A 26,961-nucleotide genomic window follows, 5' to 3' on the forward strand; every position below is an offset into this window, starting at 1 on the left:
TTGACCTTCCCATCATGGGAAAGATGAGACTGCACACATGAACACCACGACCACCCCCTCCCTGGACCTGGGCATAGGCGGCATGACCTGCGCCTCCTGCGTGACGCGCGTGGAGAAGGCGCTCAGGAAGGTGCCCGGCGTGCAGGATGCCAGCGTCAACCTGGCGACCGAGTCGGCGCGCATCGTCTACGCGCACGGCGAGCAGATGGAGGCGCGGCTGCGCCGCGCGGTGCGCGACGCCGGCTACGAGCCGCGCGCCGCCGACGCCGCGATCGATGCGGCGGCCACCTCGCCCTGGGCTGGCTTCGGGCCGGTGGCCTGGGGCCTGCTGCTGTCGCTGCCCCTGGTCGTGCCCATGGTGGGCGATCTGCTCGGCCTGCACTGGATGCTGCCGGCCTGGCTGCAGTTCCTGCTGGCCACGCCGGTGCAGTTCTGGCTCGGCGCGCGCTTCTACAAGGCCGGCTGGCATGCGCTCAAGGCCGGCAGCGGCAACATGGACCTGCTGGTGGCCATAGGCACGACGGCGGGCTGGGCCTTGTCGGTCTGGCTGTGGCTGGTGGCCGAGGAAGGCGACATGCCCCACCTGTACTTCGAGGCCTCGGCCGTGGTCGTGACCCTGGTGCTGCTGGGCAAGTGGCTGGAGGCGCGCGCCAAGCGGCAGACCACGGCCGCGATCCGCGCCCTGCACGCGCTGCGGCCCGAGCTGGCCCATGTGATGGGGCCGGACGGCGAGATGGATGTGCCGGTGGGCGAGCTGCTGGTCGGCGACCGCGTGGTGGTGCGCCCGGGCGAGCGCTTTCCGGTCGACGGCCGGCTGCTCGAGGGCCACACCCAGGTCGACGAATCCATGCTGACCGGGGAACCGCTGCCGGTCAGCAAGGACGCGGGCAGCAAGCTGACCGGCGGCGCCATCAACGGCGAGGGCCGGGTGCTGATGCTGGTCGAGGCCGTGGGCAGCGAGACCGTGCTGGCGCAGATCATCCGGCTGGTGGAGGACGCGCAGGCGGCCAAGGCGCCGATACAGCGCCTGGTGGACCGGGTCTCGGCGGTGTTCGTGCCCGTGGTGATGGGGGTGGCGCTGGTCACGCTGCTCGGCTGGCTGTGGGCCGGCGCCTCCTTCGAGAGCGCGCTGATCCATGCGGTGGCGGTGCTGGTGATCGCCTGTCCCTGTGCCCTGGGCCTGGCCACGCCGGCCGCCATCATGGCCGGCACCGGCGTGGCGGCGCGGCACGGCATACTGATCAAGGACGCGCAGGCGCTCGAGCTCGCGCACCGGGTCGACACCGTGGCCTTCGACAAGACCGGCACGCTGACCGTGGGCCAGCCGCTGCTGACCGCGCTCGTCGCGGCCGAGGGCCAGGACGAGGCGGGGTTGCTGCGCACAGCGGCCAGCCTGCAAAGCGGCAGCGAGCATCCGCTCGCGCGCGCCGTGGTCGCGGCGGCGCGCGGGCGCGGCCTGGCGATCGCGGCGCCCGACGGCCTGCGCGCCGTGCCGGGCCGTGGCAGCGAGGGCGAGCTGGGCGCGCGCAGCTGGCTGATCGGCAGCCTGCGCTGGATGGACGAGCTCGGCGTGGCCCTGGGACCGCTCGCGGCGCGTGCGGCCGAGCTGCAGGCCGAGGGGGCCACGGTCTCGGCCATGGCCGAGCGGACCAGCGATGGTCTGACTTTGCGGGCCCTCATGGCCTTCGGCGATGCGCCCAAGCCGGGCGCACGAGAGGCCCTGGCCGCGCTGCGCGCGCGCGGCATCAAGACCGTCATGATCTCGGGCGACAACCGCGGCGCCGCCGAGGCCATGGCGCGCCGCCTGGGCCTCAGGCCCGAGGCTGGCGAGGTGATGGCCGAGGTGCTGCCCGGCGACAAGGCCGCGCTGGTGGCGCAGCTCAAGCAGGGCGGACATGTGGTTTCCATGGTCGGCGACGGCGTCAACGACGCGCCGGCCCTGGCCGCGGCCGACGTGGGACTGGCCATGGGCAACGGCACCGACGTGGCCATGCACGCGGCCGGCATCACGCTGATGCGCGGCGAGGTCGGCCTGGTGGCGGCGGCGCTGGACATCTCGGACCGCACGGTGGCCAAGATCCGGCAGAACCTGTTCTGGGCCTTCTTCTACAACGTGGCCGGCATCCCGCTGGCGGCCCTGGGCTACCTGAACCCGGTGCTGGCCGGCGCCGCGATGGCGCTGAGCTCGGTCAGCGTGATGAGCAACGCCCTGCTGCTGCGGCGCTGGAAAGCGTAGCGGCTGGTTGCCCGGCGCCAGCCCGGTTACCTGCGTTCGGCTTGATCTGCGTCATGGTGGGAGCGGCGGGCGGCAGGCATGCTTGGGGCCATACCCACCGTGCCAGGAGACGCCATGAGACACACCAGCCTGCAGATCATCCGCGACGAGCATTCCTCGCTCGCCGCCATGCATGCATTCCATGCGCATGATGGTGGAGCGCGGTCCGCAGGACGATGCGGAGCGCTTCTTCGACGTGCTGCGCGCCATGCTGTTCTACATCGACGAGTTCCCCGAGCGCCTGCACCATCCCAAGGAGTCGGACCTGCTGTTCCCGCGCGTGGCCAGGCGCTCGCCTGAGCTCATGGAGACCGTGACGCGGCTGGAGCGCGACCACCTGCACGGCGAGGCCCAGGTGCGCGAGCTGCAGCACCTGCTGCTGGCCTGGGAACTGCTCGGCGAGTCGCGGCGCCAGGCCTTCGTCGACGCCTTCAAGCCCTATGTGGACTTCTACCTCGAGCACATGCGGCTGGAAGAGTCGGTGATCCTGCCCGAGGCCGAGATGCAGCTGAGCGAGACCGAATGGGCCGAGCTCGACGCCGCGTTCGAGCGCAACCGCGACCCGCTGACCGGCAAGTACCCGCCCGACCCGGCCTACGACCGCCTGTTCACGCGCATCGTGATGAAGGCGCCGGCGCCGATCGGGCTGGGCGAGGCCTGAGGCGGCGAGGGCGCCGGCCGGCGCGGGCTTTCATCAAGCCTTCATCTGAGCGGCGTAGGCTGCGGCCATTCCAACGAATGGCCGACCCATGCAAGCGCTCAATGTCCAGTGGTTCCAGTGGCTCCATGCCGGCAGCCAGCCCGAGGCCGGCCTGCTGGCCTTCGCGCTGCTGTGCGCCCAGTCCCTGGTCCAGGTCGTGGGCGGGCTGCTGCTGGCGCTGAGCCTGGTCGGGCCGATGCACCTGCGGCGCCGGCTGCTGCAGGCCCTGCTGGCGGTCGCCATAGGCGCCCTGCTGGCGGGCCTGGTGCACCGCCACTGGCCGCAGCCCAGGCCCTTCATGCTGGACCTGGGCCCGCTCTGGCTCGATCATGCGGCGCGCGCCGGCCTGCCCAGCAGCCACGCCACCGGCATGTTCAGCCTGGGCTTCGCCCTGTGGCTGCAGGCCTCGCGCCGCCTCGGCGGCGCGGTGCTGCTGCTCGGCGCCCTGGTCGGCTGGAGCCGGGTCTACCTGGGCGTGCATTTCCCGCTCGACATCCTGGCCGCCCTGCCGGTGGGCTGGCTGGCGGCCTGGCTGGCGCGCGCCTCGTGGCGCGCCGTGGGGGCGCTGCGCTGCGCCGGGCCTCAGGCGGCCAGCGCCGGGTAGTCGGTGTAGCCGCGGTGGTCGCCGCCGTAGAAGGTGCTGCGGTCCGGCGCATTGAAGGGGCCGCCGGCGCGCAGGCGCTGCACCAGGTCCGGGTTGGCGATGAAGGCCTTGCCGAAGGCGACCAGGTCGGCGCCCTGGGACAGCGAGGTTTCGGCCAGCGCCCGGTCCAGCCCGTTGTTCACCATCCAGGCGCCCTGGCCGCCGGCCGCGCGGTAGGCGGCGCGCAGGGCTGCGTAGTCGAACGGGCGTTCGCCCTGCTGGTGGTCGCGCGCGCCGCCGGTGGCGCCCTCGATCACATGCAGGTAGGCCAGGCCCAGCGGCGCCAGGCGCGCCACCACATGCTCGAACAGCGGCTGGGGTTCGGGATCGCTGGCGTCGTTGGCCGGCGTCACCGGCGACAGGCGCAGGCCGGTGCGGCCTGCGCCGATCTCCTCGGACACGGCCTGCACCACCTCGAGCAGCAGGCGCGCACGGTGGGCGATGGGGCCGCCGTAGGCGTCGCTGCGCTGGTTGCTGCCGGCGCGCAGGAACTGGTCGAGCAGGTAGCCGTTGGCGCCGTGGATCTCGACGCCGTCGAAGCCGGCGGCGATGGCGTTGCGCGCGGCGCGCCGGTAGTCGGCCACGATGCCGGGCAGTTCGCTGATGTCGAGGGCCCTCGGCGTTGAGGTTTCGACGAAAGTGGGTACTCCCTCACGGATCAGCACGGTCTTGGTCTTCGCGGTGATGGCCGAGGGCGCGACCGGTGCCTGGCCGCCCGGCTGCAGGTCCACGTGCGAGACCCGGCCCACATGCCAGAGCTGCACCACGATCCTGCCGCCGGCCGCGTGCACCGCCTCGGTCACGGGCTTCCAGGCCGCCACCTGCTCCTCGCTCCAGATCCCGGGCACGTCGGCGTAGCCCTGGCCCTGGTGGCTGATGGCCGTGGCCTCGGTCACGATCAGGCCGGCGCTGGCGCGCTGGGCGTAGTAGGTGGCCATCAGCGGCGTGGGGATGGCGCCGGGCGCGCGGTTGCGCGTGAGCGGGGCCATGACGATGCGGTTGGCCAGCGCGAGGCGGCCGGCCTGGACGGGATCGAACAGGGAAGACATGTGGCTTGTGCTTGGGGAAAAAATGCAGGAGACCCAAATCTAAGGGTTTTCCATTGTCCTTGCCGCACGCATGTGACAGGGGACCGACAGCTTGGCGCCAGCGGCGCGGGCAGAATGCGGGCAGCCATGTCCCACGCAGCCCCCGCCACCTCGCCACGCACCCTGATCGTGCTGGCGCTGGCGCTCTCTCTGGGCGCCGCGGTGTCGCTGGGCATCACGCGCTTTGCCTACGGCCTGCTGCTGCCGCCGATGCGGGCCGACCTGGGCTGGAGCTACACCCTGGCCGGGGCCATGAACACGGTCAACGCCCTGGGCTACCTGCTTGGGGCCCTGGCCACGCCGGCCCTGCTGCGCCACCTCGACGCCGCGCGCCTGCTGCTCGGCGGGGCGTTGCTGGCCAGCCTGTTCATGGCCTTGAGCGGCTTCTTCACCGCGGCCGCGCCGCTGCTGCTGCAGCGCCTGCTGGCCGGCGTGGCCAGCGCCTTCATCTTCATCGCGGGCGGCCTGCTCGCGGCGCGCCTGGGCGTGCTGGCACCGGGCCGCGCGGGCCTGCTGCTGGGCCTGTACTACGGCGGCACGGGCTGGGGCATCGCGCTGTCGGCCCTGGGCGTGCCGGCGGCGCTGACCGCCGCGCGGGCCCTGCCCCATGGCTGGACCTGGGCCTGGTGGGTCCTGGCCGCGGCCTGCCTGGCGGCCACGGCCCTGCTGTGGGGGCCGGTGCGGCGCCTGCAGCGGCTCACGGCGGTGCTGCCGGCCGCCGGCGCCGCCGAGCCGGTCCACGGGCGGCTGGACTGGCGTCCGCTGGGCTTCGCGCTGGCCAGCTACACGCTGTTCGGCATGGGCTACATCGGCTACATGACCTTCGTGATCGCTCTGCTGCGCGAGCAGGGCCTGGCGCCGGCGGCCATCACGCTGTTCTATACCCTGCTGGGGCTGGCCGTGGTGGGTTCGGCGCGGCTGTGGGCCGGCCTGCTGGACCGCTGCCGCGGCGGCCAGGCCCTGGCCCTGCTGAACGCCCTGCTGGGCGTGGCCACGCTGCTGCCGGCGCTGAGTTCGGCCTGGCCGCTGGTGCTGGTCTCGGGCCTGCTGTTCGGCGGCGTGTTCCTGTCGGTGGTGGCGTCGACCACGGCCCTGGTGCGGCACAACCTGGCGCCCGCGCAATGGGCGGCCGGCATCAGCGCCTTCACCATCGTGTTCGCGGCCGGCCAGATCCTCGGGCCCACGGTGGTGGGCTGGATCGCCGACGGTCCGGGCGGGCTGGCGCGCGGCCTGGTGTTCTCGGCCGGCGCGCTCTGGCTGGGGGCGGCGCTGGCGGCGCGCCAGCGCTCGCTCAAACCCTAGGCGTCGAGCGCGCGCGCCGCGCCGAGCAGGGCCGGCGACTGGGCCGCCTCGATCACGAACACCGGGATCGCGGCCAGGTAGGCGCGAAAGCGGCCCTTGGCCTCGAAGCGTGCGCGGAACGGCGAGCGATCGAACCAGGGGCCCAGGCGCGGCACGATGCCGCCGCCCAGGTAGACCCCGCCCTGGGCGCCGAGCGTCAGCGCCAGGTTGCCGGCCACCGAGCCCAGCAAGGCGCAGAACATCGTGAGCGCCTCCACGCAGCGCGCGTCGCTGCCGGCCAGCGCGGCCTGGCTGACCTCGGCCGCGCCCCAGTCCTCGGGCGGCGCCAGGCCGTCGGCCTCGCAGAGCGCGCGGTGGATGTCGACCAGGCCCTGGCCGCTGACCGCGCGCTCGGCCGAGGCGTGGCCATGGCGCCGCGCCAGCGCCGCCACCACCTGCTGCTCGCGCGCGTTGTCCGGCGCCAGGCTCACATGGCCGCCCTCGCCGCGCAGCGGCACCCAGCCGCCGCCCCCGTCGGGCAGCAGGCCCGAGACGCCCAGGCCGGTGCCGGGGCCGATCAGGGCGATCGCGGCCTGGTCGCGGGCCGCACCGCCGCCGAGCTGGCGCAGCGCCTGGGGCGGCAGCGCCGGCAGGGCCAGGGCCAGGGCCGTGAAGTCGTTCAGCACCTCGAGCCGCGCGAAGCCCAGGGCCCGCTGCAGCGCGGCAATCGAGAACGACCAGTGGTGGTTGGTCATCTGTACGCGGTCGCCGTCCACCGGGTTGGCGATGGCTATCGCGCCCTCGCGCGGCAGCGGCCGCTCGCAGCGCGCCAGGTAGTCGCGCAGCGCGTCCTCGAGCGTGGCGTAGCCGGCGCAGGGCAGGGTGATTTGCTGTTCGATCGGCGCGCCCGGGCCGGCCTGCCAGGCGAAGCGCGCGTTGGTGCCGCCGACGTCGGCGAGCAGCCGGGGCTGGCCCGGCGGGACAAAGTGGTTCATGGTCGTCAGTTCAGCAGGTAGGCGCGCGCCTCGTAGGGACGCAGGCTCAGCGAGCGCAGGTCTTCGCCGGCGTCGACCGGGTAGTTGGCGATCAGCAGGCGGCGCTCGGAGGCCTGGAGTTCGGGCGGCAGGGCGAAGCGCGGGGTCTGGGCGCTGAAGTTGCAGACCACCAGCAGGTGCTCGTGGGCCAGGCTGCGCGTGTAGGCGTAGATCTCGGTGTGGCCGGGCAGCAGCAGGTCGTAGCGGCCGTGCACGATCACCGGGTGGGCGTGGCGCAGCGCGATCAGGCGGCGGTAGTAATGGAACACCGAGTCCGGGTCGGCCAGGGCCTGCTCGGCATTGAGCTCGTGGAAGTTGGGGTTCAGCGCGATCCAGGGCCGGCCGCCGGTGAAGCCAGCGTTGGGGCCGGCGCTCCAGTGCATGGGCGTGCGCGCGTTGTCGCGGCTCTTGGCGTGGATCGCGGCCATGACCTGGGCCGGGTCCTGGCCGCGCTCGTGCACCGCGACGCGGTAGCGGTTGAGCGTCTCTATGTCCCGGTAGTCGTCGATCGATTCGAAGCGCACGTTGGTCATGCCCAGCTCCTCGCCCTGGTAGACGTAGGGCGTGCCCTGCAGCAAATGCAGGCAGGTGGCGAGCATCTTGGCCGAGGCGACGCGGTAAGCCCCGTCGTCGCCGAAGCGCGAGACCGGGCGCGGCTGGTCGTGGTTGGAGAGGTAGAGGCTGTTCCAGCCCTGGCCCGCCAGCGCGTCCTGCCAGCGCGACATCGTGGCCTTGAACTCGCGCAGGTCCAGCGGCTTGAGCGCCCATTTGCCGTCGGGGTGGCCGGGCTGGGAGTCGAGGTCCATGTGCTCGAACTGGAACAGCATGTCGAGCGCGCCGCTCTGCGGGTTGGTGATCTGCACGCCCTGGCGCGTGGTGGCCATGGGCGCCTCGCCGACGGTGATCGTGTCGTAGTGGTCCAGCACCTCGCGCCGCATCTCGGCCAGGAACTCGAGCAGGCGCGGGCCGTTGCAGCTCAGCGCGAAGCCGGGCTGCAGGAAGCCCTCGCGCACCGCGGGCGCGTCGGGCAGGCTGCTGTCGGCCCGCCAGGGCTTGGAGATCATGTTGATCACGTCCATGCGGAAGCCGTCCACGCCCTTGTCGAGCCAGAAGCGCATCAGGGCGTGGACCTCCTGCCTGACCCTGGGGTTCTCCCAGTTCAGGTCCGGCTGCCTGGGGCTGAACATGTGCAGGTAGTACTCGCCCGTGGCCTCGTTCCAGGCCCAGACCGAGCCCTGGAAGGCCGCCTCCCAGTTGTTGGGCGGCGCGCCGTCCGGCCCGGGCTCGCGCCAGATGTAGTAGTCGTGGCAGGGGTTGTCGCGGCTCTTGCGCGCCTCCTGGAACCAGGCATGCTCGTCCGAGCTGTGGTTGACCACCAGGTCCATCATCAGGCGGATGCCGCGCGCGTGCATGGCGGCGAGCATTTCCTCGAAGTCGGCCATGCTGCCGAACTCGGGGGCGATGGCCCGGTAGTCGGAGATGTCGTAGCCGTTGTCGTCCTGGGGCGAGGAGTAGACCGGCGAGAGCCAGACCACGTCCACCCCGAGCTGCTGCAGGTGGTCGAGCCGGCTGGTGATGCCCTTGAGATCGCCTATGCCGTCGCCGTTGCTGTCGCAGAAGCTGCGCGGGTAGATCTGGTAGACGACCGAGCGCTGCCAGTCGCGGCGCGGCGCGGGGGCCTGTGCGGATGCTGTCATGAGGAAACGTCCTTTTCGAAGTCGGTGGCGCTCAGGCCGCCAGGCGCAGCCACAGCTGCTGGTAGGGTTGGAGCGTGAGGTCCTGGTCGAGCGCGAGGCCGCGCCCGCTGACCAGGTCGAGCGCGCGCGCGGGCAGGGCCGAGAGCACGGGCGCGGCCACGCGCTGCGGGTGCTCGCTGAAGTTGCCGAGCACCAGCACGCCGTCGTCCAGCGGACCGCGCTGGTAGCCGAGCACCGCCGGGTTGTGGGTCCAGAAGGCCTGCAGGCACCCGCCCGCGAGCGCGGGCAGGTGGCGGCGCAGCGCGATCAGCTGGCGCAGGCCCGCGTGCAGCTGGCCGGCCTGGCTGGTCGGGTCGTGGCGCTGGGCGTAGCGCGCCTCGTCGCGCGGCGGACGGTGCAGCCAGCGGCTGTCCGCGGCCTTGTGCGCGTCCTTGCCGTAGCCGTGGTCGTTGAGGGTGCCGACCTCGTCGCCCAGGTAGAGCAGCGGGATGCCGCCGCTGGACAGCACCACGCCGTAGAGCAGCAGCATGCGCGCCACGCCGTGCACGTCGCCCTGGGCCAGCCCGCACAGCGAGGCCGCGGTGCCGCTGATGCGGCAGTCGCCCGTGACCGGGTTGTCCTGGAAGGGTTCGCCGCGCGCGAAGCTGTCCTCGAAGCGGTTGACGAAGAACTTGTTGAGGAACTGCCGGTGGTCGAAGCCCTTGATGCCGTACAGGGCGGCGTCCTCGTCGGCAAAGGTCCAGCCGATGTCGTCGTGGCTGCGCACGTAGTTGACCCAGGCGGTGTGCGCGGGCAGGGCGTGGCGCTTTTCCAGCGCGTACTGCAGCAGGTTCACCTCGCGGGTGGCCAGCGAATTCCACAGCAGCGCCATCTGCAGCGGGTTGTAGGAGACCTGGCATTCCTCGGGCGAGATGTAGCCGACCACGTCGTCGGGGTGCACGATGGCCTCGCTCTTGAACATAAGCGAGGGCGCGGCGATGCGCGCCAGCGCGTTGTAGGCGCGCAGCAGGCGGTGCGCCTCGGGCAGGTTCTCGCATGGCGTGCCCTTGCGCTTCCAGACGAAGGCCACGGCGTCCATGCGCAGGAAGTCCACGCCCAGGTTGGCGATGAACAGCATCTCGCGCGCCATGGCGGTGAACACCTCGGGGTTGCTGTAGTTCAGGTCCCACTGGTAGCTGTGGAAGGTGGTCCAGACCCAGCGGCCGTCGGGCAGCTGGCTGAAGGCGCCGGGGTGCTCGTCGGGGAAGATCTCGCGCACGGTCTGCTCGTACGCGTCGGGCTCGCCGCGGTCCGGGAACATCCAGTAGTAGCCGCTGTACGCGGGGTCGCCCGCGCGCGCGGCCTGGGCCCACGCGTGCTCGTCGGAGGTGTGGTTGAACACGAAGTCCAGCACCAGCGAGATGCCGGCCTTGCGCAGCTGGGTGGCCAGGCTGCGCAGCTCGGCCATGCTGCCCAGCTGCGGCTGCGTGTCGCGGTAGCTGCTGACGGCGTAGCCGCCGTCGTTGTGCGGCTGCGGGCACAGGTAGGGCGGCATCAGGTGCAGGTAGCTCAGGCCCAGCTCCTTGAAGTAGGGGATCTGCGCCTGCAGGCCCTTGAAGCCGCCGGCCCAGAGGTCGGCATAGCAGACCGCGCCCAGCATCTGCTCGGACGCGAACCAGTCGGGCGTGGCCTCGCGCTGCGCGTCGAGCTGGCGCAGGCCGGGCGAGCGCTCGCGCCAGCCCTCGTAGGCCACGGCCAGCAGCCGCTCGGCCACCTCGGCGAAGTCCTCGCGCTGGCCGTAGAGGTGGTGCAGTTCGTCGAGCAGGCGCTGGCCGTGCGCCTGCAGGCGCTGTGCAAAGGGCGGCCAGGCGGCCTGGCGCGCCCGCGCGGCCGCCAGGCGCTCGGTCAATGTGTTGAGCAGGGCTTGCATGTCTCTTATGTCTCTTCCATGGGTGGGGGTGTCAGGACGGCAGGCGCAGGGGCTCGCAGCGCCAGATGTCGCGGGCGTACTCGGCGATGGTGCGGTCCGACGAGAACGGGCCCATGGCGGCCACGTTGGCGATGGCCTTGCGCACCCAGGCCTCCTGGTCCTGGTAGGCGCGGTCGACGGCGTCCTGCGCCGCGATGTAGCGCTCGTAATCGGCCAGCAGCAGGTAGTGGTCGCCCCAGTTCACGAGCATGTCGTAGAGGCCCTGGTAGCGGCTGGGCTCGTCGGGGCTGAACAGGCCGTCGCGCAGGGCCTCGAGCACGCGCCGCAGCCCGGGGCTGCGCGCCATCCACTCGCGCGGCTGGTAGCCGGCGCTGCGCAGGGCCTGCACCTCGGGGGTGGTGTGGCCGAAGATGAAGATGTTGTCGGCCCCCACCTGTTCCAGGATTTCCACGTTGGCGCCATCCAGCGTGCCTATGGTCAGGGCGCCGTTGAGGGCGAACTTCATGTTGCCGGTGCCCGAGGCTTCGGTGCCGGCGGTGGAGATCTGCTCCGACAGGTCGGCCGCCGGGATGATCATCTCGGCCAGGCTCACGCTGTAGTTGGGCACGAACACCAGCTTGAGCCGGTCGCCCACGCGCGGGTCGGCGTTGACGGTGGCGGCCACGTCGTTGATCAGGCGGATGATCTGCTTGGCCGCGTGGTAGGCCGACGCGGCCTTGCCCGCGAACAGCACCACGCGCGGCACGGCCACGGCGGACGGCTCGTCGAGCAGGCGCAGGTAGCGGTGGACCACGTGCAGCAGGTTCAGCAGCTGGCGCTTGTACTCGTGGATGCGCTTGACCTGCACGTCGAACAGCGCATCGGTGGACACCGCCAGCCCCATGTGGCTGGCCAGCCAGTCCGCCAGGCGCCGCTTGTTGGCCAGCTTGGCGGCGGCGAAGGCCTTGCGGAACGCGGCCTCCTTGGCCAGCGGCTTGAGGCTCTGCAGCTGGGACAGGTCGCGCCGCCAGCCGGCGCCCAGGCGCTGGTCGAGCAGGCTGGCCAGTGCCGGGTTGGCCTGCGCCAGCCAGCGCCGCGGCGTGATGCCGTTGGTCTTGTTGTTGAAGCGCTCGGGCCACAGGGCCGCGAAGTCGGCGAAGATGGAGCGCTGCATCAGCTCGGTGTGCAGGGCCGAGACGCCGTTGACGGAATGGCTGCCCACCACCGCCAGGTAGGCCATGCGCACGCGGCGCTCGCCGCTCTCGTCGATCAGCGAGACGCGGCGCATCAGCTCTACCTCGTGGCCGCGCGAGGGCGTGAGCCGGTGCAGGAAATGGCCGTTGATCTCGAAGATGATCTGCAGGTGGCGCGGCAGGACGCGGCCCAGCATCTCCAGCGGCCAGGTCTCCAGCGCCTCGTGCATCAGGGTGTGGTTGGTGTAGGAGAACACGCCCTGGCACAGCCGCCAGGCGTCGGCCCAGGCCAGGCCGTGCTCGTCGAGCAGCAGGCGCATCAGTTCCGGAATGGCCAGCACGGGGTGGGTGTCGTTCAGGTGGATGCTGACCTTCTCGGGCAGCCGCTCGAAGCCGGCATGGCCGTCCAGGTAGCGGCGCAGCAGGTCCTGCACGCTGGCGCTGACGAAGAAATGCTCCTGGCGCAGGCGCAGCTCGCGGCCGGACGGCGTGGAGTCGTCGGGGTAGAGCACGCGCGAGACGTTCTCGGAGTGGTTCTTGCCCTCGACCGCCGCGAAGTAGTTGCCGCGGTTGAAGGCGCCGAGGTCGATCTCCTCGGTGGCCTTGGCGGACCACAGGCGCAGGGTGTTGGTGGCGGCTGTGCCGTAGCCCGGCACGATGGTGTCGTAGGCCATGGCCCGCACGTCCTGCGTGTCGACCCAGGCGCGGCGGCCGTCCTGTTCCGTGACGCGGCCGCCGAACTGCACGCGGTAGCTGACCTCGGGGCGCGGGAACTCCCAGGGGTTGCCTTGGGTGAGCCAGTCATCCGGCACCTCGACCTGCTGGCCGTTCACGATGGTCTGGCGGAACATGCCGTAGTCGTAGCGTATGCCGTAGCCGTAGCCGGCAATGCCCAGCGTGGCCATGGAGTCGAGGAAGCAGGCGGCCAGGCGGCCCAGGCCGCCGTTGCCGAGCGCGGCGTCCGGCTCCAGGGCCGCCAGCACCTGCATGTCGGCGCCCAGCTCGGTCAGCGCCTGGCGCAGCGGCTCGCGCAGGCCCAGGGCCAGCAGGGCGTTGTCGAAGGCGCGCCCCATCAGGAACTCCATCGACAGGTAGTACACGCGCTTGAGGTCCTGGTCGTACTGCGCGTGGGTGCTGCGCATCCAGCGCTCGACCAGGCGGTCGCGCACCGCGTAGGCGGCCGCGTGCAGCCAGTCCTCGGGACGGGCGGCCGAGGGGTCCTTGCCCACGCTGAAGACCAGGCGGTTGGCGATCGCGGTGCGCAGGGCCTGCGCGTCGTTGGCGGGGGCGTCGTAGTGGAATTCGGAGGAGGAGCTCATGAACGCTTCGTGGGGAGCCCGGTCAGGAGCGGGCGGTATGAAGGAAGGCGCAACGATGTCCGGAGGCGGTCAGCGGCCGGGCAGCATGCTGCGGTACAGGGCCTGGTAACGGGCCGCCGCGTCGCCCCAGTGCAGGGGCTGGCGCATGCCGGCCTGCTGCACCTGGCGCCAGTCGGCCGGTCGGCGGTAGAGCGCCAGCATGCGCTGCACCGCGTGCCCGAAGTCGGCGCTGTCCATGCGCTCGAACACCACGCCGGTGGCGCTGCCGTCGACCAGGGTGACGAGGTCGGCGTCGGTCACGGTGTCGGCCAGCCCGCCCACGCGGCGCACCAGGGGCACGCAGCCGTAGGCCAGGCCGTACATCTGGGTCAGGCCGCAGGGCTCGAAGCGCGAGGGCACCAGCGCGACGTCGCCGCCGCCGAAGATGCGGTGCGACAGCGCCTCGTCGTAGCCCAGGCGCACGGCCACGCGGCCGGGGTGCTGACCGGCCTTGGCCTGGAAGGCGGCTTCGAGCGCGCTGTCGCCGCTGCCCAGCAGCAGCAATTGAGCGCCCCGCTGCACCAGGGCATCGGTGCCGTCCAGCACCAGGGGCAGGCCTTTTTGCTCGGTCAGGCGGCTGACCACGGTGAACAGCGGCAGCTCCGGCCTGGGCTCCAGGCCCAGCTCGGCCTGCAGGGCGGCCTTGTTGAGGGCCCGGCGGTCCAGGCTGTCGGCGTCGTAGCGGGCCTGGAGCTGCGCGTCCCGGCGCGGGTCCCAGACCCGGTCGTCGATGCCGTTGAGGATGCCGCTCAGCACGGCGCTGCGGTGACGCAGCAGGCCGTCGAGGCCGCAGCCGAACTCGGGCGTCTGGATCTCGCGCGCGTAGCCGGGGCTGACGGTGCTGATGCGGTCGGCATAGTGGAGGCCGGCCTTCATGAAGGACAGCTGGCCGTGGAACTCCAGCCCCTCGATCTGGAACCAGTCGGCCGGCAGGCCCAGGCCCTGGTAGTCGCTGCGCGGGAACAGCCCCTGGTAGGCCAGGTTGTGGATGGTGAACAGGCTGGGCACATGCCGGTCGCCGCTGGCCGCCAGGCAGGCGGGCACCAGACCGGCATGCCAGTCGTGCCCGTGCACCAGCTCGGGCCGCCAGCTCGGGTCCAGGCCGCGGGCCAGGCGCGCGGCCACCCAGGCCAGGGCCGCAAAGCGGCGGTGGTTGTCGGGGTGGGGGCGCTTGTCGGGGGTCTCGTAAGGCCCGCCCGGACGCAGGTAGAGCGCGGCCGAGTCCGCCACATAGGCCACCGGGCCTTGGGTGTCGTCCGCGCTGCCCGAGTCGCGCAATTCGCCGCGCAGCACGCGCACCGCCTGGCCCCAGGGGGTCAGGCAGCTGCCGACCTCGACCGGCTCGTGCAGGCCGCGCAGGACCTCGGCGAATCCCGGCAGCAGGGTCCGCAGCTCGCAGCCCAGGGGCCGCAGGGCCCGCGGCAGGGCACCGGTCACGTCCGCCAGACCGCCGGTCTTGAGCAGGGGGAAATACTCGGCGCTGACCTGGAGAATCTGCATGGTGGACATGGGCGCGGCTCCCCGGTTCAATGCGGCAGGCGGTCGAGCATGGGGCGGGTGACCAGCACCACGCCGTCCGGCGTGCGCTCGAAGCGCTGGGCATCGAGCTCGGCGTTCTCGCCTATCACCAGGCCGTCGGGCAGCTCGCAGCCGCGGTCTATCACCACCCGGCTGAGCCGGCAATGGCGCCCGACGGTGACCTCGGGCAGCAGCACCGCCTGGTCGATGACGCAGAAGGAATGCACCCGCACGCTGGAGAACAGCACCGAGTTGCTGACGGTGGAGCCCGAGACGATGCAGCCGCCCGAGACCATGGTGTTGATGGTCACGCCGGAGCGGCCGTCGGCGTCCTGCACGAACTTGGCCGAGGGCAGCTGGCGCTGGCTGGTCCAGATCGGCCATTGCGTGTCGTAGATGTCGAGCTCGGGGGTGACCGAGGCCAGGTCCAGGTTGGCCTCCCAGAAGGCGTCTATGGTCCCCACGTCGCGCCAGTAAGGCTCGGCGGCGGCATGGCTGGACACGCAGGACATCGAGAACGGGTGCGCCAGCGCCCGGCCCTCGCGCACCACGCGGGGGATGATGTCCTTGCCGAAATCGCGGCTGGAGCCGGGGTCTTTCAGGTCCTCCTCGAGCAGCTGGTACAGGTACTGGGCGTTGAACACGTAGATGCCCATGCTGGCCAGCGACACCGCGTCGTTGCCCGGCATGGCCGGCGGCTGGTCCGGCTTCTCCATGAAGTCGGTGATGCGGCGCTGGGCGTCCACGGCCATCACGCCGAAGGCGCTGGCCTGCGCGCGCGGCACCGCTATGCAGCCGACCGTGCAGCCGGCACCGCTGGTCACATGGTCCTGCAGCATCAGCGAGTAGTCCATCTTGTAGATGTGGTCGCCGGCCAGCACCACCACGTAATCCGGCCGGCTGGACTGGATGATGTCGAGGTTCTGGTAGATGGCGTCGGCGGTGCCGCGGTACCAGTGCTCCTCGTCGACGCGCTGCTGGGCGGGCATCAGGTCGACCATCTCGTTGAGCTCGGCGCGCAGGAAGCTCCAGCCGCGCTGCAAATGGCGCAGCAGCGAATGCGACTTGTACTGCGTGATGACGCCGATGCGCCGGATGCCGGAGTTGACGCAGTTGGACAGCGCGAAGTCGATGATGCGGAACTTGCCGCCGAAATACACCGCGGGCTTGGCGCGGCGGTCGGTGAGCTGCTTCAGGCGCGAACCGCGCCCGCCCGCCAGCACGAGGGCGATGCTGCGGCGCACCAGCATGTGGGGCTGCATCTGCCGCTCGGTGAGCGGCGGTGGGGTGTGGTCCGATGTCTCCATGGTGGTCTTCCTGGTGTGTTGTTTGCCGTGTGAAAGGGGTGGGCGTTCGCGAGGTCTCAGCTCGTCACGCTGGGCCGTTCCATGCCGGTGTGGGGGCGGATCCGGGCCACGGCCTCGGCCAGCGCCACCAGCGGCGCCAGCGCCTGCTGCACCGGCAGGTCATGGCGGGCCGGATCGGGCTCGTGGCGCTCCAGGTAGACGCGCAGGGTGGCCCCTTCGGTGCCGGTGCCCGACAGGCGCAGCACCACGCGCGACGAGTCGGCCAGCACCACGCGCACGCCCTGGTGCTCGCTGCGCGAGCCGTCGACCGGATCGGTGTAGGCAAAGTCGTCGGCCCAGGCGATGGCCTGCCCCGCGATCGTCTGCCCGGCCAGGGTGGGCAGGCGCTCGCGCAGCTGCGCCATGAGCCGCTCGGCCCGCTCGGTGGGAATGGCCTCGTAATCGTGGCGCGAATACACGCAGCGGCCGTGCTCGCGCCAGAGACCGCGCACCAGCTGCTCGACCGACTGTCCGGTCACGGCCACCAGGTTGAGCCAGAACAGCACGGCCCACAGGCCGTCCTTCTCGCGCACGTGGTTGGAGCCGGTGCCGTAGCTTTCCTCTCCGCACAGCGTCACCTGGCCGGCGTCGAGCAGGTTGCCGAAGAACTTCCAGCCCGTGGGCGTTTCGTGGCAAGGCACGCCCAGGGCGCGCGCCACGCGGTCCGCGGCGGTGGAGGTGGGCATGGAGCGGGCCACCCCGGCCAGGCCCTGCCGGTAGCCCGGCACGCGGTGGGCGTGCGCGGCCAACACCGCCAGGCTGTCGGACGGCGAGACCACGAAGCCCCGGCCCAGCACCATGTTGCGGTCGGCGTCGCCATCCGAGGCGGCGCCCATGTCGGGGGCGTCGGCCGCGAACATGCGCTCGACCAGCTCGGGCGCATTGGCCGGGTTGGGGTCGGGGTGCAGGCCGCCGAAATCCTCCAGCGGCATGGCGTGGGCCACTGTGCCCGCGGGGGCGCCCAGCTCGCCTTCGAGCACCGCCCGGGCGTAGGGGCCGCCCACGGCCCACATGGCGTCGTAATGCAGCCGGAAGCCGCGCGCGAACAGGCCGCGTATGGCGTCGAAGTCGAACAGGCCGCGCATCACGGCGGCGTGGTCGGCCACCGGGTCGATCACCTCCACCAGTGTCTCGCCCAGGGCTTGGCTGCCCAGCGCGTCGAGGGCCATGTCGGGGGCGTCGCAGGTCTGGTAGTGGCTCAGCGACAGCGTGCGCCGGTAGACCGCGCCAGTCAGCCTTTCCGGGGCCGGCCCCCCGTTGGCGGTGTTGTACTTGATGCCGAAGTCGCCCTCGGGCCCCCCCGGGTTGTGACTGGCCGACAGGATGATGCCGCCGCTGGCCCGGTGGCGCCGGATCACCGCGCTGGCCGCGGGGGTGGAGAGGATGCCGCCCTGCCCGACCAGCACGCGCGCGTAGCCGCGCGCCGCTGCCATGCGCAGGATGGCCTGGATCGCCACGCGGTTGTGAAAGCGCCCGTCGCCACCCAGCACCAGGGCCTGGCCGCGGGCTTGCTGGCCGGGGCCGTGCAGCTCGTCGAACAGGGCCTGCACGAAGTTCTCGAGGTAGGCCGGCTGCTGGAACACGGTCACCTTCTTGCGCAGGCCGGAGGTGCCGGGCTGCTGTCCCTCGAAGGGTCGGGTGGGCAAGGTCTGGATGTTCACGCGCGGCTGTCTCAGTCGGTGGAAGGGGAACGCGAGGTGGCCAGGCACACCGCGCGCGCGGGCACGCGCAGGCCGGAGCCCAGCGGCCGGGGCGCCAGCGAACCGGCGTGGCTGTCCAGGCGCAGGGTCCAGCGGCCGGGCGGCAGGCTGAAGCTCACGGCTTCGCTGCCCGGGTTGAGCAGCCAGAGGCAGGCGGCCTCGCCGCGGCGCGCCGGCACCAGCCAGACGGCGATGGGCAGCGGGTGCTCGCGCTGCCAGTCGCGGGCGTTCAAGGGCTGGCCGTCGGGGCTGAGCCAATGGGCCAGCGCGGCGCCGGGCGGCGCTTCTTCGTCCGGTGCGCGCCACCAGCCGCTGGCCTGCAGCAGCGGCAGCTCGCGGCGCAGCGCCAGCAGCTCGGCGACGAAACGCGCCAGCGCCAGGTCGGCGCCCTCCCAGTCCAGCCAGCTCAGCTCGTTGTCCTGGCAATAGGCGTTGTTGTTGCCGCCCTGGCTGTGACCGAGCTCGTCGCCCGCCAGCAGCATGGGCGTGCCCAGCGCCAGCAGGGTGCTGGCCAGCAGCGCACGCTGGCTCGCGCGCCGCCTCGCATGCACCGCCGGGTCCTTGCTCGGTCCTTCCACGCCATGGTTGTGGCTCAGGTTGTGCGCATGGCCGTCGCGGTTGTCCTCGCCATTGGCCTGGTTGTGCTTGTGCTGGTAGCTCACCAGGTCCTGCAGGCAGAAACCGTCGTGCGCGGCCACGAAGTTGACGCTGCTGTGCGCGGGCCGGCCGCCGAACACGGCACTGGATCCGGCCAGGGCCTGCGCCCAGCGGCCGGGCGTGCCGTGGCCGTGCAGCCAGACGGCGCGCTGGGTGTCGCGGAACAGGTCGTTCCACTCCAGCCAGCCGGCCGGGAAATGCCCGAGCTGGTAGCCGCCGGGGCCCACGTCCCAGGGTTCGGCGATCAGCAGCCGGTCACGCAGCACCGGGTCTTGCGCCAGCGCCATGAACAGCGGCGCCCGGGCCTGGAAGCGGTGTTCCGGCGTGGCATCGCGGCCCAGCGCCGGCGCCAGGTCGAAGCGGAAGCCGTCGATGCCGAAGTCTTCCACCCAGCGGCGCAGGCTGTCCATCACCAGGCGCAGCGCGAGGGGCTGGTTCAGGTCCAGCGCATTGCCGCAGCCGGCCCAGTCGTGGTAGCGGCTCGGGTCGCGCCTGAGGCAGGCGTAGTAGAGCCGGTTGTCGATGCCGCGCAGCGACAGTGTGGGCCCGCCGGCATCGGACTCGGCGGAGTGGTTGAACACCACGTCCAGCACCACCTCCAGCCCGGCCTCGTGCAGGGCCTCCACCATGGCGCGGCATTCCTCGCGCACCTGGCGCGGGTCGCGCGCGTAGCGGGTGTCGGGCGCGGCCCAGGCGATGGGGTTGTAGCCCCAGTGGTTGCTCAGGCCCATGGCCAGCAGGCGGGCCTCGTCGGCGCGGTGCGCCAACGGCATCAGGCTGACGGTGGTGATCCCCAGCGCGCGCAGGTGCTCCAGCACCGCCGGCTGGGCCAGGCCTTCGTAGCGGCCGCGCAGGGCCTCGGGCACGCCCGGGTGGCGCATGGTGTAGGACTTCAGGTGCAGCTCGTACAGCACCCGGCGCGCGGGATCGACCTGCGGGCGCGGCTGGCGCAGCGGGGGCAGGTCCGCCACCACCCTGGCCTTGAGCGCGCTGGCCGCGTTGTCGCGGCTGTCCTGCAGCTGCGGCTCGCCGGGCACATGGCCCAGGTGCAGATCGCTGCCGTCGTAGCGGCCCGCCACCTCGCGCGCACAGGGGTCCAGCAGCAGCTTGTGCGGATTGAAGCGCAGGCCCTGGGCCGGTGCCCAGGGGCCGTGCACGCGCCAGCCGTAGCAGCTGCCCAGGGGCACGCCGGGCAGTTGGCCGTGCCAGATGCCGCCGGGGTCGCGCTGCATGGCGTGGCGGCCGCGGGGCGACTGGCCGGCCTCGTCGAACAGGCACAGCTCCACCGCGCTGGCGTGCGGCGCGGCCAGCGCGAACGCCACCCCGCCGTCCAGCGGCGTGGCGCCCAGTCGGGCCGGTGCGGGCTTGTGCGGCAGCATGGTGCGCCCCCGTTTCAGTCCTCGGCAGCGGGCGCCAGCATCACGCAGGCCAAGGGCGGCAGGTGCAGCTGCAGCGATTGGGCCTGCCCATGGGCCGGGATGGCCTCGGCGGCCCCCACGCCCGTGTGCACGCCACTGCCGCCGTAGACGCCGGCGTCGGTGTTGATGATTTCCCGCCAGGTCCCGGCCAGCGGCACGCCGATGCGGTAGGCCGGCCGGGGCACCGGCGTCAGGTTGCAGACCACGGCCACCCAGTGGCCCTGCTCGTCGCGCCGCAGCCAGGACAGCACGGACTGGCCCGCGTCGTCATGGGCGATCCATTCGAAGCCGCGCGCGTCATGGTCCCAGGCGTGCAGGGCCGGGTGTCCACGGTAGACCCGGTTGAGGTCGCGCACCAGGCGCTGCACGCCGGCGTGCCGGGCGTCGTCCAGCAGGTGCCAGGGCAGGCTGCCCTGGGCCTGCCATTCGCCGGGCTGGGCCAGTTCGCCGCCCATGAACAGCAGCTTCTTGCCCGGGAAGCCCCACATGTAGCCGTACAGGCTGCGCAGGCCGGCGAAGCGTTGCCAGTCGTCACCCGGCATGCGTGCCAGCAGCGAGCCCTTGCCGTGCACCACCTCGTCGTGCGAGAGCGGCAGCACGAAGTTCTCGCTGAACGCATAGACCAGGCCGAAGCTCAGCTCGTGGTGGTGGTGGCTGCGGTGCACCGGGTCGCGCGAGAAGTAGCGCAGGCTGTCGTTCATCCAGCCCATGTTCCACTTCTCGTGGAAGCCCAGGCCGCCGCCCTGCAGGTCGTCGCTGGGCGGGCGGCTGACGCCGGGGAAGGCGGTCGACTCCTCGGCCACCATCAAGGCCCCCGGGCGCTCGGTGCCCACGGTGTGGTTGAGCCGGCGCAGGAAGGCCATGGCCTCCAGGTTCTCGCGCCCGCCGTGGCGGTTGGGCAGCCACTGCCCCTCGGCGCGGCTGTAGTCGCGGTACAGCATGGAGGCCACGGCATCCACGCGCAGGCCGTCCACGCCGAAGCGCTCCAGCCAGTACAAGGCGTTGCCGACCAGGTAGTTGCAGACCTCGTTGCGGCCGAAGTTGTAGATCAGGGTGTTCCAGTCCTGGTGGAAACCTTCGCGCGGGTCGGCGTGCTCGTACAGGTGGCTGCCGTCGAAGCGCGCCAGGCCGTGGCTGTCGCTGGGAAAATGCGCCGGCACCCAGTCCAGGATCACGCCGAGGCCGGCGGCGTGCGCGGCGTCGACGAAATGAAGGAAGTCCTCGGGCGAGCCATGGCGCGCGGTGGGCGCGAACAGGCCCACCGGCTGGTAGCCCCAGGAGCCGTCGAAGGGGTGCTCCGAGATCGGCAACAGCTCCAGGTGGGTGAAGCCCATGTCCCGGGCGTAGGGCACCAGGGTGTCGGCCAGCTCGCGGTAGCTGAGCCAGCGCCAGCCGTCCTGCTGGCGCCAGGAGCCCAGGTGCACTTCGTAGACGCTGATCGGCTGGTCGAAGCCGTTGGCCCGCGCCCGCTCGGGCGCCAGGGGGCGGGCCGCAGGCAGGGCCTGCACCACGCTGGCGGTGCGCGGGCGCAGCTCGGCGCGCAAGCCGTAGGGGTCGGCCTTGAGCAGCAACTCGCCCTGCGGCGTGAGAATTTCGAACTTGTACAAGGCGCCTTCGGCCAGCCCGGGCAGGAACAGCTCCCAGATGCCGCATTCGCGCCGCAGGCGCATGGGGTGGCGGCGGCCGTCCCACTGGTTGAAGTCGCCCACCACCGAGACCCGCTGGGCATTCGGCGCCCACACGGCAAAAGCCACGCCCGGCACGCCCAGCAGGCTGCGCGGGTGGGCGCCCAGGCATTCGAAGGGCCGCCGGTGCTTGCCCTCGGCCAGCAGCCAGGCGTCGGTATCGCCCAGCAGGGGTGGGAAACGGTAAGGGTCGTCGAGCACGGCCTCCTGCGCGGCCTGGCCGTCGGGGCCGGCCCAGCGCACCCGCAGGCGGTAGTCGAAGCGGTCGCGTGCGCCGCAGCACAGCGCAAAGACGTCGCTGGCGCCCTGGCGCTGCAGGCTGCCCACCGCTTCGCTCCCGTGCGGCGCCTGCGCGTGCAGCAGGTCTACGGCCAGCACGCCGGGGAAGAAGGCATGCACCCACAGCCCGCTGGGGGTCTGGTGCATGCCCAGCACGGCGAACGGGTCCGGGTGCCGGCCCTGCTGCAGCAGGGCGATGTCTTGCGGTGTCGGCATGCCGTGCGCCTTTGCTTGGCCGGGGTCAGACCGGCAGCTCGACGGTGCGCGCGCAGGCCTCGCCCGCCGCGTTGAACAGGTGCAGGTGCTCGGGCGGGGCTTGCACATGCACCTTGGCGCCGGTGGCCACGCCGGTCGTGCCCTCGACCTTGACGGTCACCAGGGGCAGGCCGCGGCCGGGCTCGACGTAGAGCAGCGAGGCCTCGCCGAGCTTCTCTATGTGGGCCACCTGGCCCGAGAAGGTATTGGGCGCGCCGGCGTCGGCGACCAGGCGCATGTCCTCGGGCCGCATGCCCAGCTGCATGGCGGCGCCGGCCGATGCGCTGCGGGCGTCGACCGCGGCGTGGAACAGGCTGTCGGCCAGGCGCAGCTCGGCGCGGTCGGCGTGGCCCGCCATCAGCTGCGCGGGCAGCACGTTCATCTTGGGCGAGCCCAGGAACTCGGCCACGAACAGGCTGTTGGGCTGGTGGTAGAGCGCCAGCGGCGAGCCGATCTGGGCCACGCTGCCGTGGCTGGCGATGCGCTCGCCGGTATTGAGCAGCACGATCTTGTCGGCCAGGGTCATGGCCTCGACCTGGTCGTGCGTCACGTAGATCATGCTGGCCGTGCCTATGCGCTGGTGCAGCTTGGCGATCTCGAGCCGGGTCTGCACGCGCAGCGCGGCGTCCAGGTTGGACAGCGGCTCGTCGAACAGGAACACGCGCGGCTCCTTGACGATGGCGCGGCCGATCGCCACGCGCTGGCGCTGCCCGCCCGACAGGGCCTTGGGCAGGCGGTCCAGCAGGTGGGTCAGCTGCAGCACCTCGGCCGCCTGGCGCACCTTGGTGTCGATCTCGGCGGCGTTGGCGCCGAGCACCTTGAGGCCGAAGGCCATGTTCTCGCGCACCGTCATGTGCGGGTACAGGGCGTAGCTCTGGAACACCATGGCCACGCCGCGCCGCGCGGGCGGCAGGTCGTTGACGCGCTCGCCGCCGATCAGCAGCTCGCCCGAGGTGATGTCCTCCAGGCCCGCCACCATGCGCAGCAGCGTGGACTTGCCGCAGCCCGAGGGCCCGACGAAGACGCAGAACTCGCCGTTCTCTATGGTCAGGTTGGCGTCGTTGATGGTCAGGGTCTGGGGCGTGTAGCGCTTGCAGACGTTGCGGAATTCGATCTTGGACATGGTGCTGTCTCCTCGGAGGCGGGTCGGAAAAGGCTTAGACGGCCGCGAACAGGCCGCTCCAGGGCTCGAGATGCACGTTCGTGCCCTCGATGCGCGCGCCGCCCAGGCCGCTGCCGGCCTCGATACGCGCGGACTCGAGGCCGGCAGGCAGGGCCCATTGGGCCGGCCGGTCGCTGAAGTTGAACGCGCACAGCAGGCGCTGGCCTTCGTGCTCGCGCAGATAGGCCAGCACCTGCTCGTGCGCGGGCAGCATCTGCTGCTGGCCCTTGACCAGGGCCGGCTGCTCGCGCCGCCAGTGCAGCAGGTGGCGGTAGAACTGCAGCAGCGAGCCGGCGTCCGCCTCCTGGCGGTCCACGGCCAGCGGCAGGTGGGCCGGCGAGACCGGCAGCCAGGGCTGGGCCGGGCCGAAGCCGGCCTGTTCGGCCTCGGCGCGCCAGGGCATGGGCGTGCGGCAGCCGTCGCGGCCCTTGAACTTGGGCCACATGGTGATGCCGAACGGGTCCTGCAGCTGCTCGTAGGCGATCTGGGCCTCGGGCAGGCCCAGCTCGTCGCCCTGGTAGATGCAGGGCGAGCCGCGCAGGCTCAGCTGCATGGCGGCGGCCAGGCGCAGCAGGCGGGGATCGGGCTGCTCGCCGCCCCAGCGCGTGGCCAGGCGCATGCAGTCGTGGTTGGACAGGGCCCAGCAGGGCCAGCCGTCGCCGACGATGGTGATGAAGCGCGAGAACAGCGCGTGCAGGTAGCTGGCGCTGTTTTGCGTGCCGAGCAGATCGAAGCAGTAGGCCATGTGCAGCTTGTCGCCGCCGCTGGTGTACTCGGCCATGCGGGCCAGGCCGTCGTCGTCGCCGATCTCGCCGACCATGGTGGTGTCCGGGTATTCGTCGAGCAGGGCGCGCAGGCGGCGCAGGAAGTCCAGGTTCTCGGGCTGGCTCTTGTCGTGCAGGTGGCGCTGCCAGCCGTAGGGGTTGACCTTGTCCACGGCCGGGTCCTCGCCCTGCGGCATGCCGCGCCCGGGGTTGCTGCGCAGCTCGCGGTCGTGGAAGTAGAAGTTGGCCGTGTCCAGGCGATAGCCGTCCACGCCGAGCTCAAGCCAGAAGCGCACGTCGTCGAGCACCGCCTGCTGCACCGCCGGGTTGTGGAAGTTGAGGTCGGGCTGGCTGGTCAGGAAGTTGTGCATGTAGTACTGCAGGCGTCCCGTGTCCCATTGCCAGGCGCTGCCGCCGAAGATGCTGAGCCAGTTGTTGGGCGGCGTGCCGTCCTCGCGCGCGTCGGCCCAGATGTACCAGTCGGCCCGGGCGTTGTCGCGGCTGCTGCGGCTCTCGACGAACCAGGGGTGCTGGTCCGAGGTGTGCGACAGCACCTGGTCGATCATGACCTTGAGGCCCAGCGCGTGCGCGCGCGCCACCAGGGTGCGGAAGTCGTCCAGCGTGCCGAACATCGGGTCCACGTCGCGGTAGTCGCTGACGTCGTAGCCGAAGTCCTTCATCGGGCTCTTGAAGAAGGGCGAGAGCCAGATGCCGTCGGCGCCCAGGCGCGCGATGTGCTCTAGCCGGGCCGTGATGCCGGGCAGGTCGCCTATGCCGTCGCCGTTGCTGTCCTGGTAGCTGCGCGGGTAGATCTGGTAGATGACGCCGCCGCGCCACCACTCGTTGTTGGGTGCTTTGTTGCTCATGGTGTGGAGGGAGTAAAGGTTCAGCCTTTGACCGCACCTGCCGTGAGGCCGGAGACGATCTTTTTCTGGAATACGAGGACCAGCAGCAGCAGCGGCACCGTGACGATCACGGAGGCGGCCATGATGCTGCCCCAGGGGATTTCGTAGGCGGTGGCGCCCGAGATCAGCGAGATGCCCACGGGCACGGTGCGCTCGGTGTCCTCGGCGACGAAGGTCAGCGCGAACAGGAACTCGTTCCAGGCGCCGATGAAGGCCAGCAGGCCGGTCGAGACCAGGGCCGGCCACAGCAGCGGCAGGAACACCGAGGTGATGATGCGCAGCGGGCTGCAGCCGTCCATGATGGCGGCCTCCTCGAGCTCCTTGGGCAGCTGGCGCATGAAGGTGGTCAGCACCCAGACGGTGAAGGGCAGGGTGAACACGGTGTAGGGCAGCAGCAGGCCCAGGGCGCGGTTGTACAGGCCCAGGGCGCGCATCAGCTCGAACATGCCGGACAGGATGGCGACCTGGGGAAACATCGAGACCGCCAGGATGGTCATCAGGATCAGGCCCTTGCCCTTGAACGGGATGCGGCCCAGCGCGTAGGCGGCGGTGACGCCGAAGGCCAGCGAGAGCACGACCACCAGCGTGGAGACCAGCACCGAGTTCAGGATGTGGCGGCCGAAGGGCTGGTTGCCCTGGAACAGCGCGATGTAGTTGCGGATGCTGCCGTCCTGCGGCCACAGCTGGGTGTCGAACAGCGCGCTGCCGCTCTTGAACGAGGTCGACAGGGCGTAGAGGAAGGGGTAGACCGAGAGCACGACCACCAGGGCGGCCAGCCCGTAGAGGATCGCGGAGGCGAGGGGCGAGCGGCGGTTCATGACGAGGACTCCTCCGAGAGGCGCACGCGGCTCAGCCGCATGAAGAGCACGGCGGACAGGCCGATGATGAGGAACAGGGCGGTGGAGGCGGCGGAACCGAAACCGATGTTGCCGTTGTCTATCATTTCGCGGCGCACGAAGCCCGACATGCTGATGGTGGAGCTGCTGCTCGAGGTCAGCACGTAGATCAGGTCGAAGATGCGCAGCGCGTCGAGCAGGCGGAACACCACGGCGACGATCAGCGCGGGACGGATCAGCGGCAGGGTGATGCGCCAGAACACGCGCAGCGGGTGCACGCCGTCCACGCGCGCGGCCTCGTAGCAGTCCTTGGGCAGGGTCTGCAGCGCGGCCAGGATCAAGAGGGCCATGAAGGGCGTGGTCTTCCACACGTCCACCCCCACCACGGTCCACATGGCGTAGGCCGGGTCGGCGGTCCAGGCCAGCTTGTTGGCGATCAGGCCGGCCGACAGCAGCATCTCGTTGATGATGCCGAACTGGTCGTGCAGCATCCAGCCCCACATCTTGGCCGAGACGATGGTGGGAATGGCCCAGGGCACCAGCACCGCGGTGCGCACCCAGTTGCGGCCCTTGAACTCCTGGTTCAGCAGCAGGGCCACGCCCAGGCCGAACAAGGTTTCCAGCAGCACCGAGACGAGGGAGAACTTGAAGGTGTTGAGGATGGAGATGCCCCAGTCGCTCTTCCAGAAGCCCTCGGTGTGGTTGGGGTTGGCAAACAGGCCGAACTCGCCGAAGTAGTTTTCCAGCCCGATGAACTGGGCGGCGCCCATGTCGTTGAGGTTGGCGTCGGTGAAGCTGAACCAGATCGAGCGGCCCAGCGGCCAGGCGGCCACCAGGGCCATGCCGATCAGCATGGGCATCAGGAAGATCCAGGCGGTGCGCGTCCTTGTGTGCATGGCGTTTCCAGGTTGGGTGGCCTGTCGCGCCGCCGTCCGGCGCATGCTGCCGGTCGGGGAGGCGGGTGAGGGCCAAGCGTTGCGGGTCCGTTCAAGCATGAGGGCTCCGGGCTATGGGGTCAAAAAAGGGCCGGTGGAAGAGCGGGGGTCATTCCACCGGCCAATCGCCGCGAGTACTAGGACAGCGAAGCTTGGAGAAATGGCGCGCCGATCACCAGCTCTTGCGCTTGATCTGCTTGAGCCGGCCCTCGAGCTTCTTCACGCTCTCCGCGCCGCTGGTCTTCTTGGACAGCACCTCGTGCGTGGCGTCCCAGAAGGCCTGGCTGACCTCGGGGTACTTGGGGCCGGTGGCGGTGGCGGGGCGGGCCACGGCGTTGGTGAAC

General features: G+C 71.3%; 18 protein-coding genes. 4 read left to right on the plus strand and 14 right to left on the minus strand.

Going from position 1 to position 26,961, the window contains the following annotated elements; genetic code table 11:
- Nucleotides 1–37 precede the first annotated feature (37 nt).
- The 3 genes from FFS10_RS11910 (at nt 38) to FFS10_RS11920 (ending at nt 3,579) form a co-directional block, all read left to right on the plus strand.
- Nucleotides 38–2,236 carry a heavy metal translocating P-type ATPase gene (locus FFS10_RS11910; protein WP_137894682.1) on the plus strand — a complete coding sequence of 733 codons (2,199 nt, stop codon included), beginning with the start codon at nt 38–40 and terminating at the stop codon, nt 2,234–2,236.
- Nucleotides 2,237–2,417: 181 nt separating this feature from the next.
- Nucleotides 2,418–2,936, plus strand: a complete 519-nt coding sequence (locus FFS10_RS11915; protein ID WP_349654583.1) for a hemerythrin domain-containing protein — start codon at nt 2,418–2,420, stop codon at nt 2,934–2,936.
- Between the two features lie 88 nt (nt 2,937–3,024).
- Complete coding sequence (locus tag FFS10_RS11920; RefSeq protein WP_137894684.1) at nt 3,025–3,579, plus strand: phosphatase PAP2 family protein; 555 nt, start codon at nt 3,025–3,027, stop codon at nt 3,577–3,579.
- Here the strand turns inward: FFS10_RS11920 and FFS10_RS11925 are convergent.
- On the minus strand, nt 3,558–4,667 hold the full coding sequence (locus FFS10_RS11925; protein WP_137894685.1) for an alkene reductase: 1,110 nt from the start codon (nt 4,665–4,667) through the stop codon (nt 3,558–3,560). The two genes, FFS10_RS11920 and FFS10_RS11925, sit on opposite strands and share 22 nt — an antisense overlap.
- A gap of 126 nt (nt 4,668–4,793) precedes the next feature.
- On the opposite strand from FFS10_RS11925, the gene FFS10_RS11930 reads away from it, so the two are divergent.
- Nucleotides 4,794–6,008, plus strand: a complete 1,215-nt coding sequence (locus FFS10_RS11930; RefSeq protein ID WP_249931264.1) for a YbfB/YjiJ family MFS transporter — start codon at nt 4,794–4,796, stop codon at nt 6,006–6,008.
- On the opposite strand, the gene FFS10_RS11935 is transcribed toward FFS10_RS11930, so the two are convergent.
- From FFS10_RS11935 to FFS10_RS11995, 13 genes are all read right to left on the minus strand, one after another.
- Nucleotides 6,005–6,982, minus strand: coding sequence for a glucokinase (locus tag FFS10_RS11935; RefSeq protein ID WP_137894687.1), 978 nt, complete (start codon nt 6,980–6,982; stop codon nt 6,005–6,007). The two genes, FFS10_RS11930 and FFS10_RS11935, sit on opposite strands and share 4 nt — an antisense overlap.
- Before the next feature lie 5 nt (nt 6,983–6,987).
- Nucleotides 6,988–8,718 (minus strand): glycoside hydrolase family 13 protein, encoded by a 1,731-nt coding sequence (locus tag FFS10_RS11940; protein ID WP_137894688.1) that lies wholly within the window; start codon nt 8,716–8,718, stop codon nt 6,988–6,990.
- 31 nt (nt 8,719–8,749) lie between these two features.
- On the minus strand, nt 8,750–10,627 hold the full coding sequence (locus tag FFS10_RS11945; protein WP_137894689.1) for an alpha-amylase family protein: 1,878 nt from the start codon (nt 10,625–10,627) through the stop codon (nt 8,750–8,752).
- Nucleotides 10,628–10,658: 31 nt separating this feature from the next.
- Nucleotides 10,659–13,118, minus strand: coding sequence for a glycogen/starch/alpha-glucan phosphorylase (locus FFS10_RS11950; RefSeq protein WP_137894690.1), 2,460 nt, complete (start codon nt 13,116–13,118; stop codon nt 10,659–10,661).
- A gap of 69 nt (nt 13,119–13,187) precedes the next feature.
- Nucleotides 13,188–14,657, minus strand: a complete 1,470-nt coding sequence (gene glgA, locus FFS10_RS11955; RefSeq protein ID WP_137894706.1) for a glycogen synthase GlgA — start codon at nt 14,655–14,657, stop codon at nt 13,188–13,190.
- 26 nt (nt 14,658–14,683) lie between these two features.
- A complete protein-coding gene (glgC, locus tag FFS10_RS11960; RefSeq protein ID WP_137894691.1) occupies nt 14,684–15,982 on the minus strand; it encodes a glucose-1-phosphate adenylyltransferase in 1,299 nt (432 codons plus the stop codon).
- 56 nt (nt 15,983–16,038) lie between these two features.
- The gene (locus tag FFS10_RS11965) at nt 16,039–17,682 is read right to left on the minus strand and encodes an alpha-D-glucose phosphate-specific phosphoglucomutase (RefSeq protein ID WP_137894692.1); all 1,644 of its coding nucleotides are present in this window, start codon (nt 17,680–17,682) and stop codon (nt 16,039–16,041) included.
- Between the two features lie 11 nt (nt 17,683–17,693).
- On the minus strand, nt 17,694–19,757 hold the full coding sequence (gene glgX / locus FFS10_RS11970; RefSeq protein ID WP_137894693.1) for a glycogen debranching protein GlgX: 2,064 nt from the start codon (nt 19,755–19,757) through the stop codon (nt 17,694–17,696).
- 14 nt (nt 19,758–19,771) lie between these two features.
- Complete coding sequence (gene glgB, locus FFS10_RS11975; protein WP_137894694.1) at nt 19,772–21,976, minus strand: 1,4-alpha-glucan branching protein GlgB; 2,205 nt, start codon at nt 21,974–21,976, stop codon at nt 19,772–19,774.
- Nucleotides 21,977–22,001: 25 nt separating this feature from the next.
- Nucleotides 22,002–23,138 carry an ABC transporter ATP-binding protein gene (locus FFS10_RS11980; protein WP_137894695.1) on the minus strand — a complete coding sequence of 379 codons (1,137 nt, stop codon included), beginning with the start codon at nt 23,136–23,138 and terminating at the stop codon, nt 22,002–22,004.
- A 34-nt stretch (nt 23,139–23,172) separates the two neighbouring features.
- Complete coding sequence (locus tag FFS10_RS11985) at nt 23,173–24,807, minus strand: alpha-glucosidase family protein (RefSeq protein WP_137894696.1); 1,635 nt, start codon at nt 24,805–24,807, stop codon at nt 23,173–23,175.
- A gap of 20 nt (nt 24,808–24,827) precedes the next feature.
- The gene (locus tag FFS10_RS11990; RefSeq protein WP_137894697.1) at nt 24,828–25,664 is read right to left on the minus strand and encodes a carbohydrate ABC transporter permease; all 837 of its coding nucleotides are present in this window, start codon (nt 25,662–25,664) and stop codon (nt 24,828–24,830) included.
- Nucleotides 25,661–26,578, minus strand: a complete 918-nt coding sequence (locus FFS10_RS11995) for a carbohydrate ABC transporter permease (RefSeq protein WP_137894698.1) — start codon at nt 26,576–26,578, stop codon at nt 25,661–25,663. Before FFS10_RS11995 ends, FFS10_RS11990 begins: the two co-directional genes overlap by 4 nt.
- Nucleotides 26,579–26,961: the final 383 nt, after the last annotated feature.

Source organism: Ramlibacter sp. 2FC (assembly GCF_005503345.1).
Lineage (GTDB): Bacteria > Pseudomonadota > Gammaproteobacteria > Burkholderiales > Burkholderiaceae_C > SCMQ01.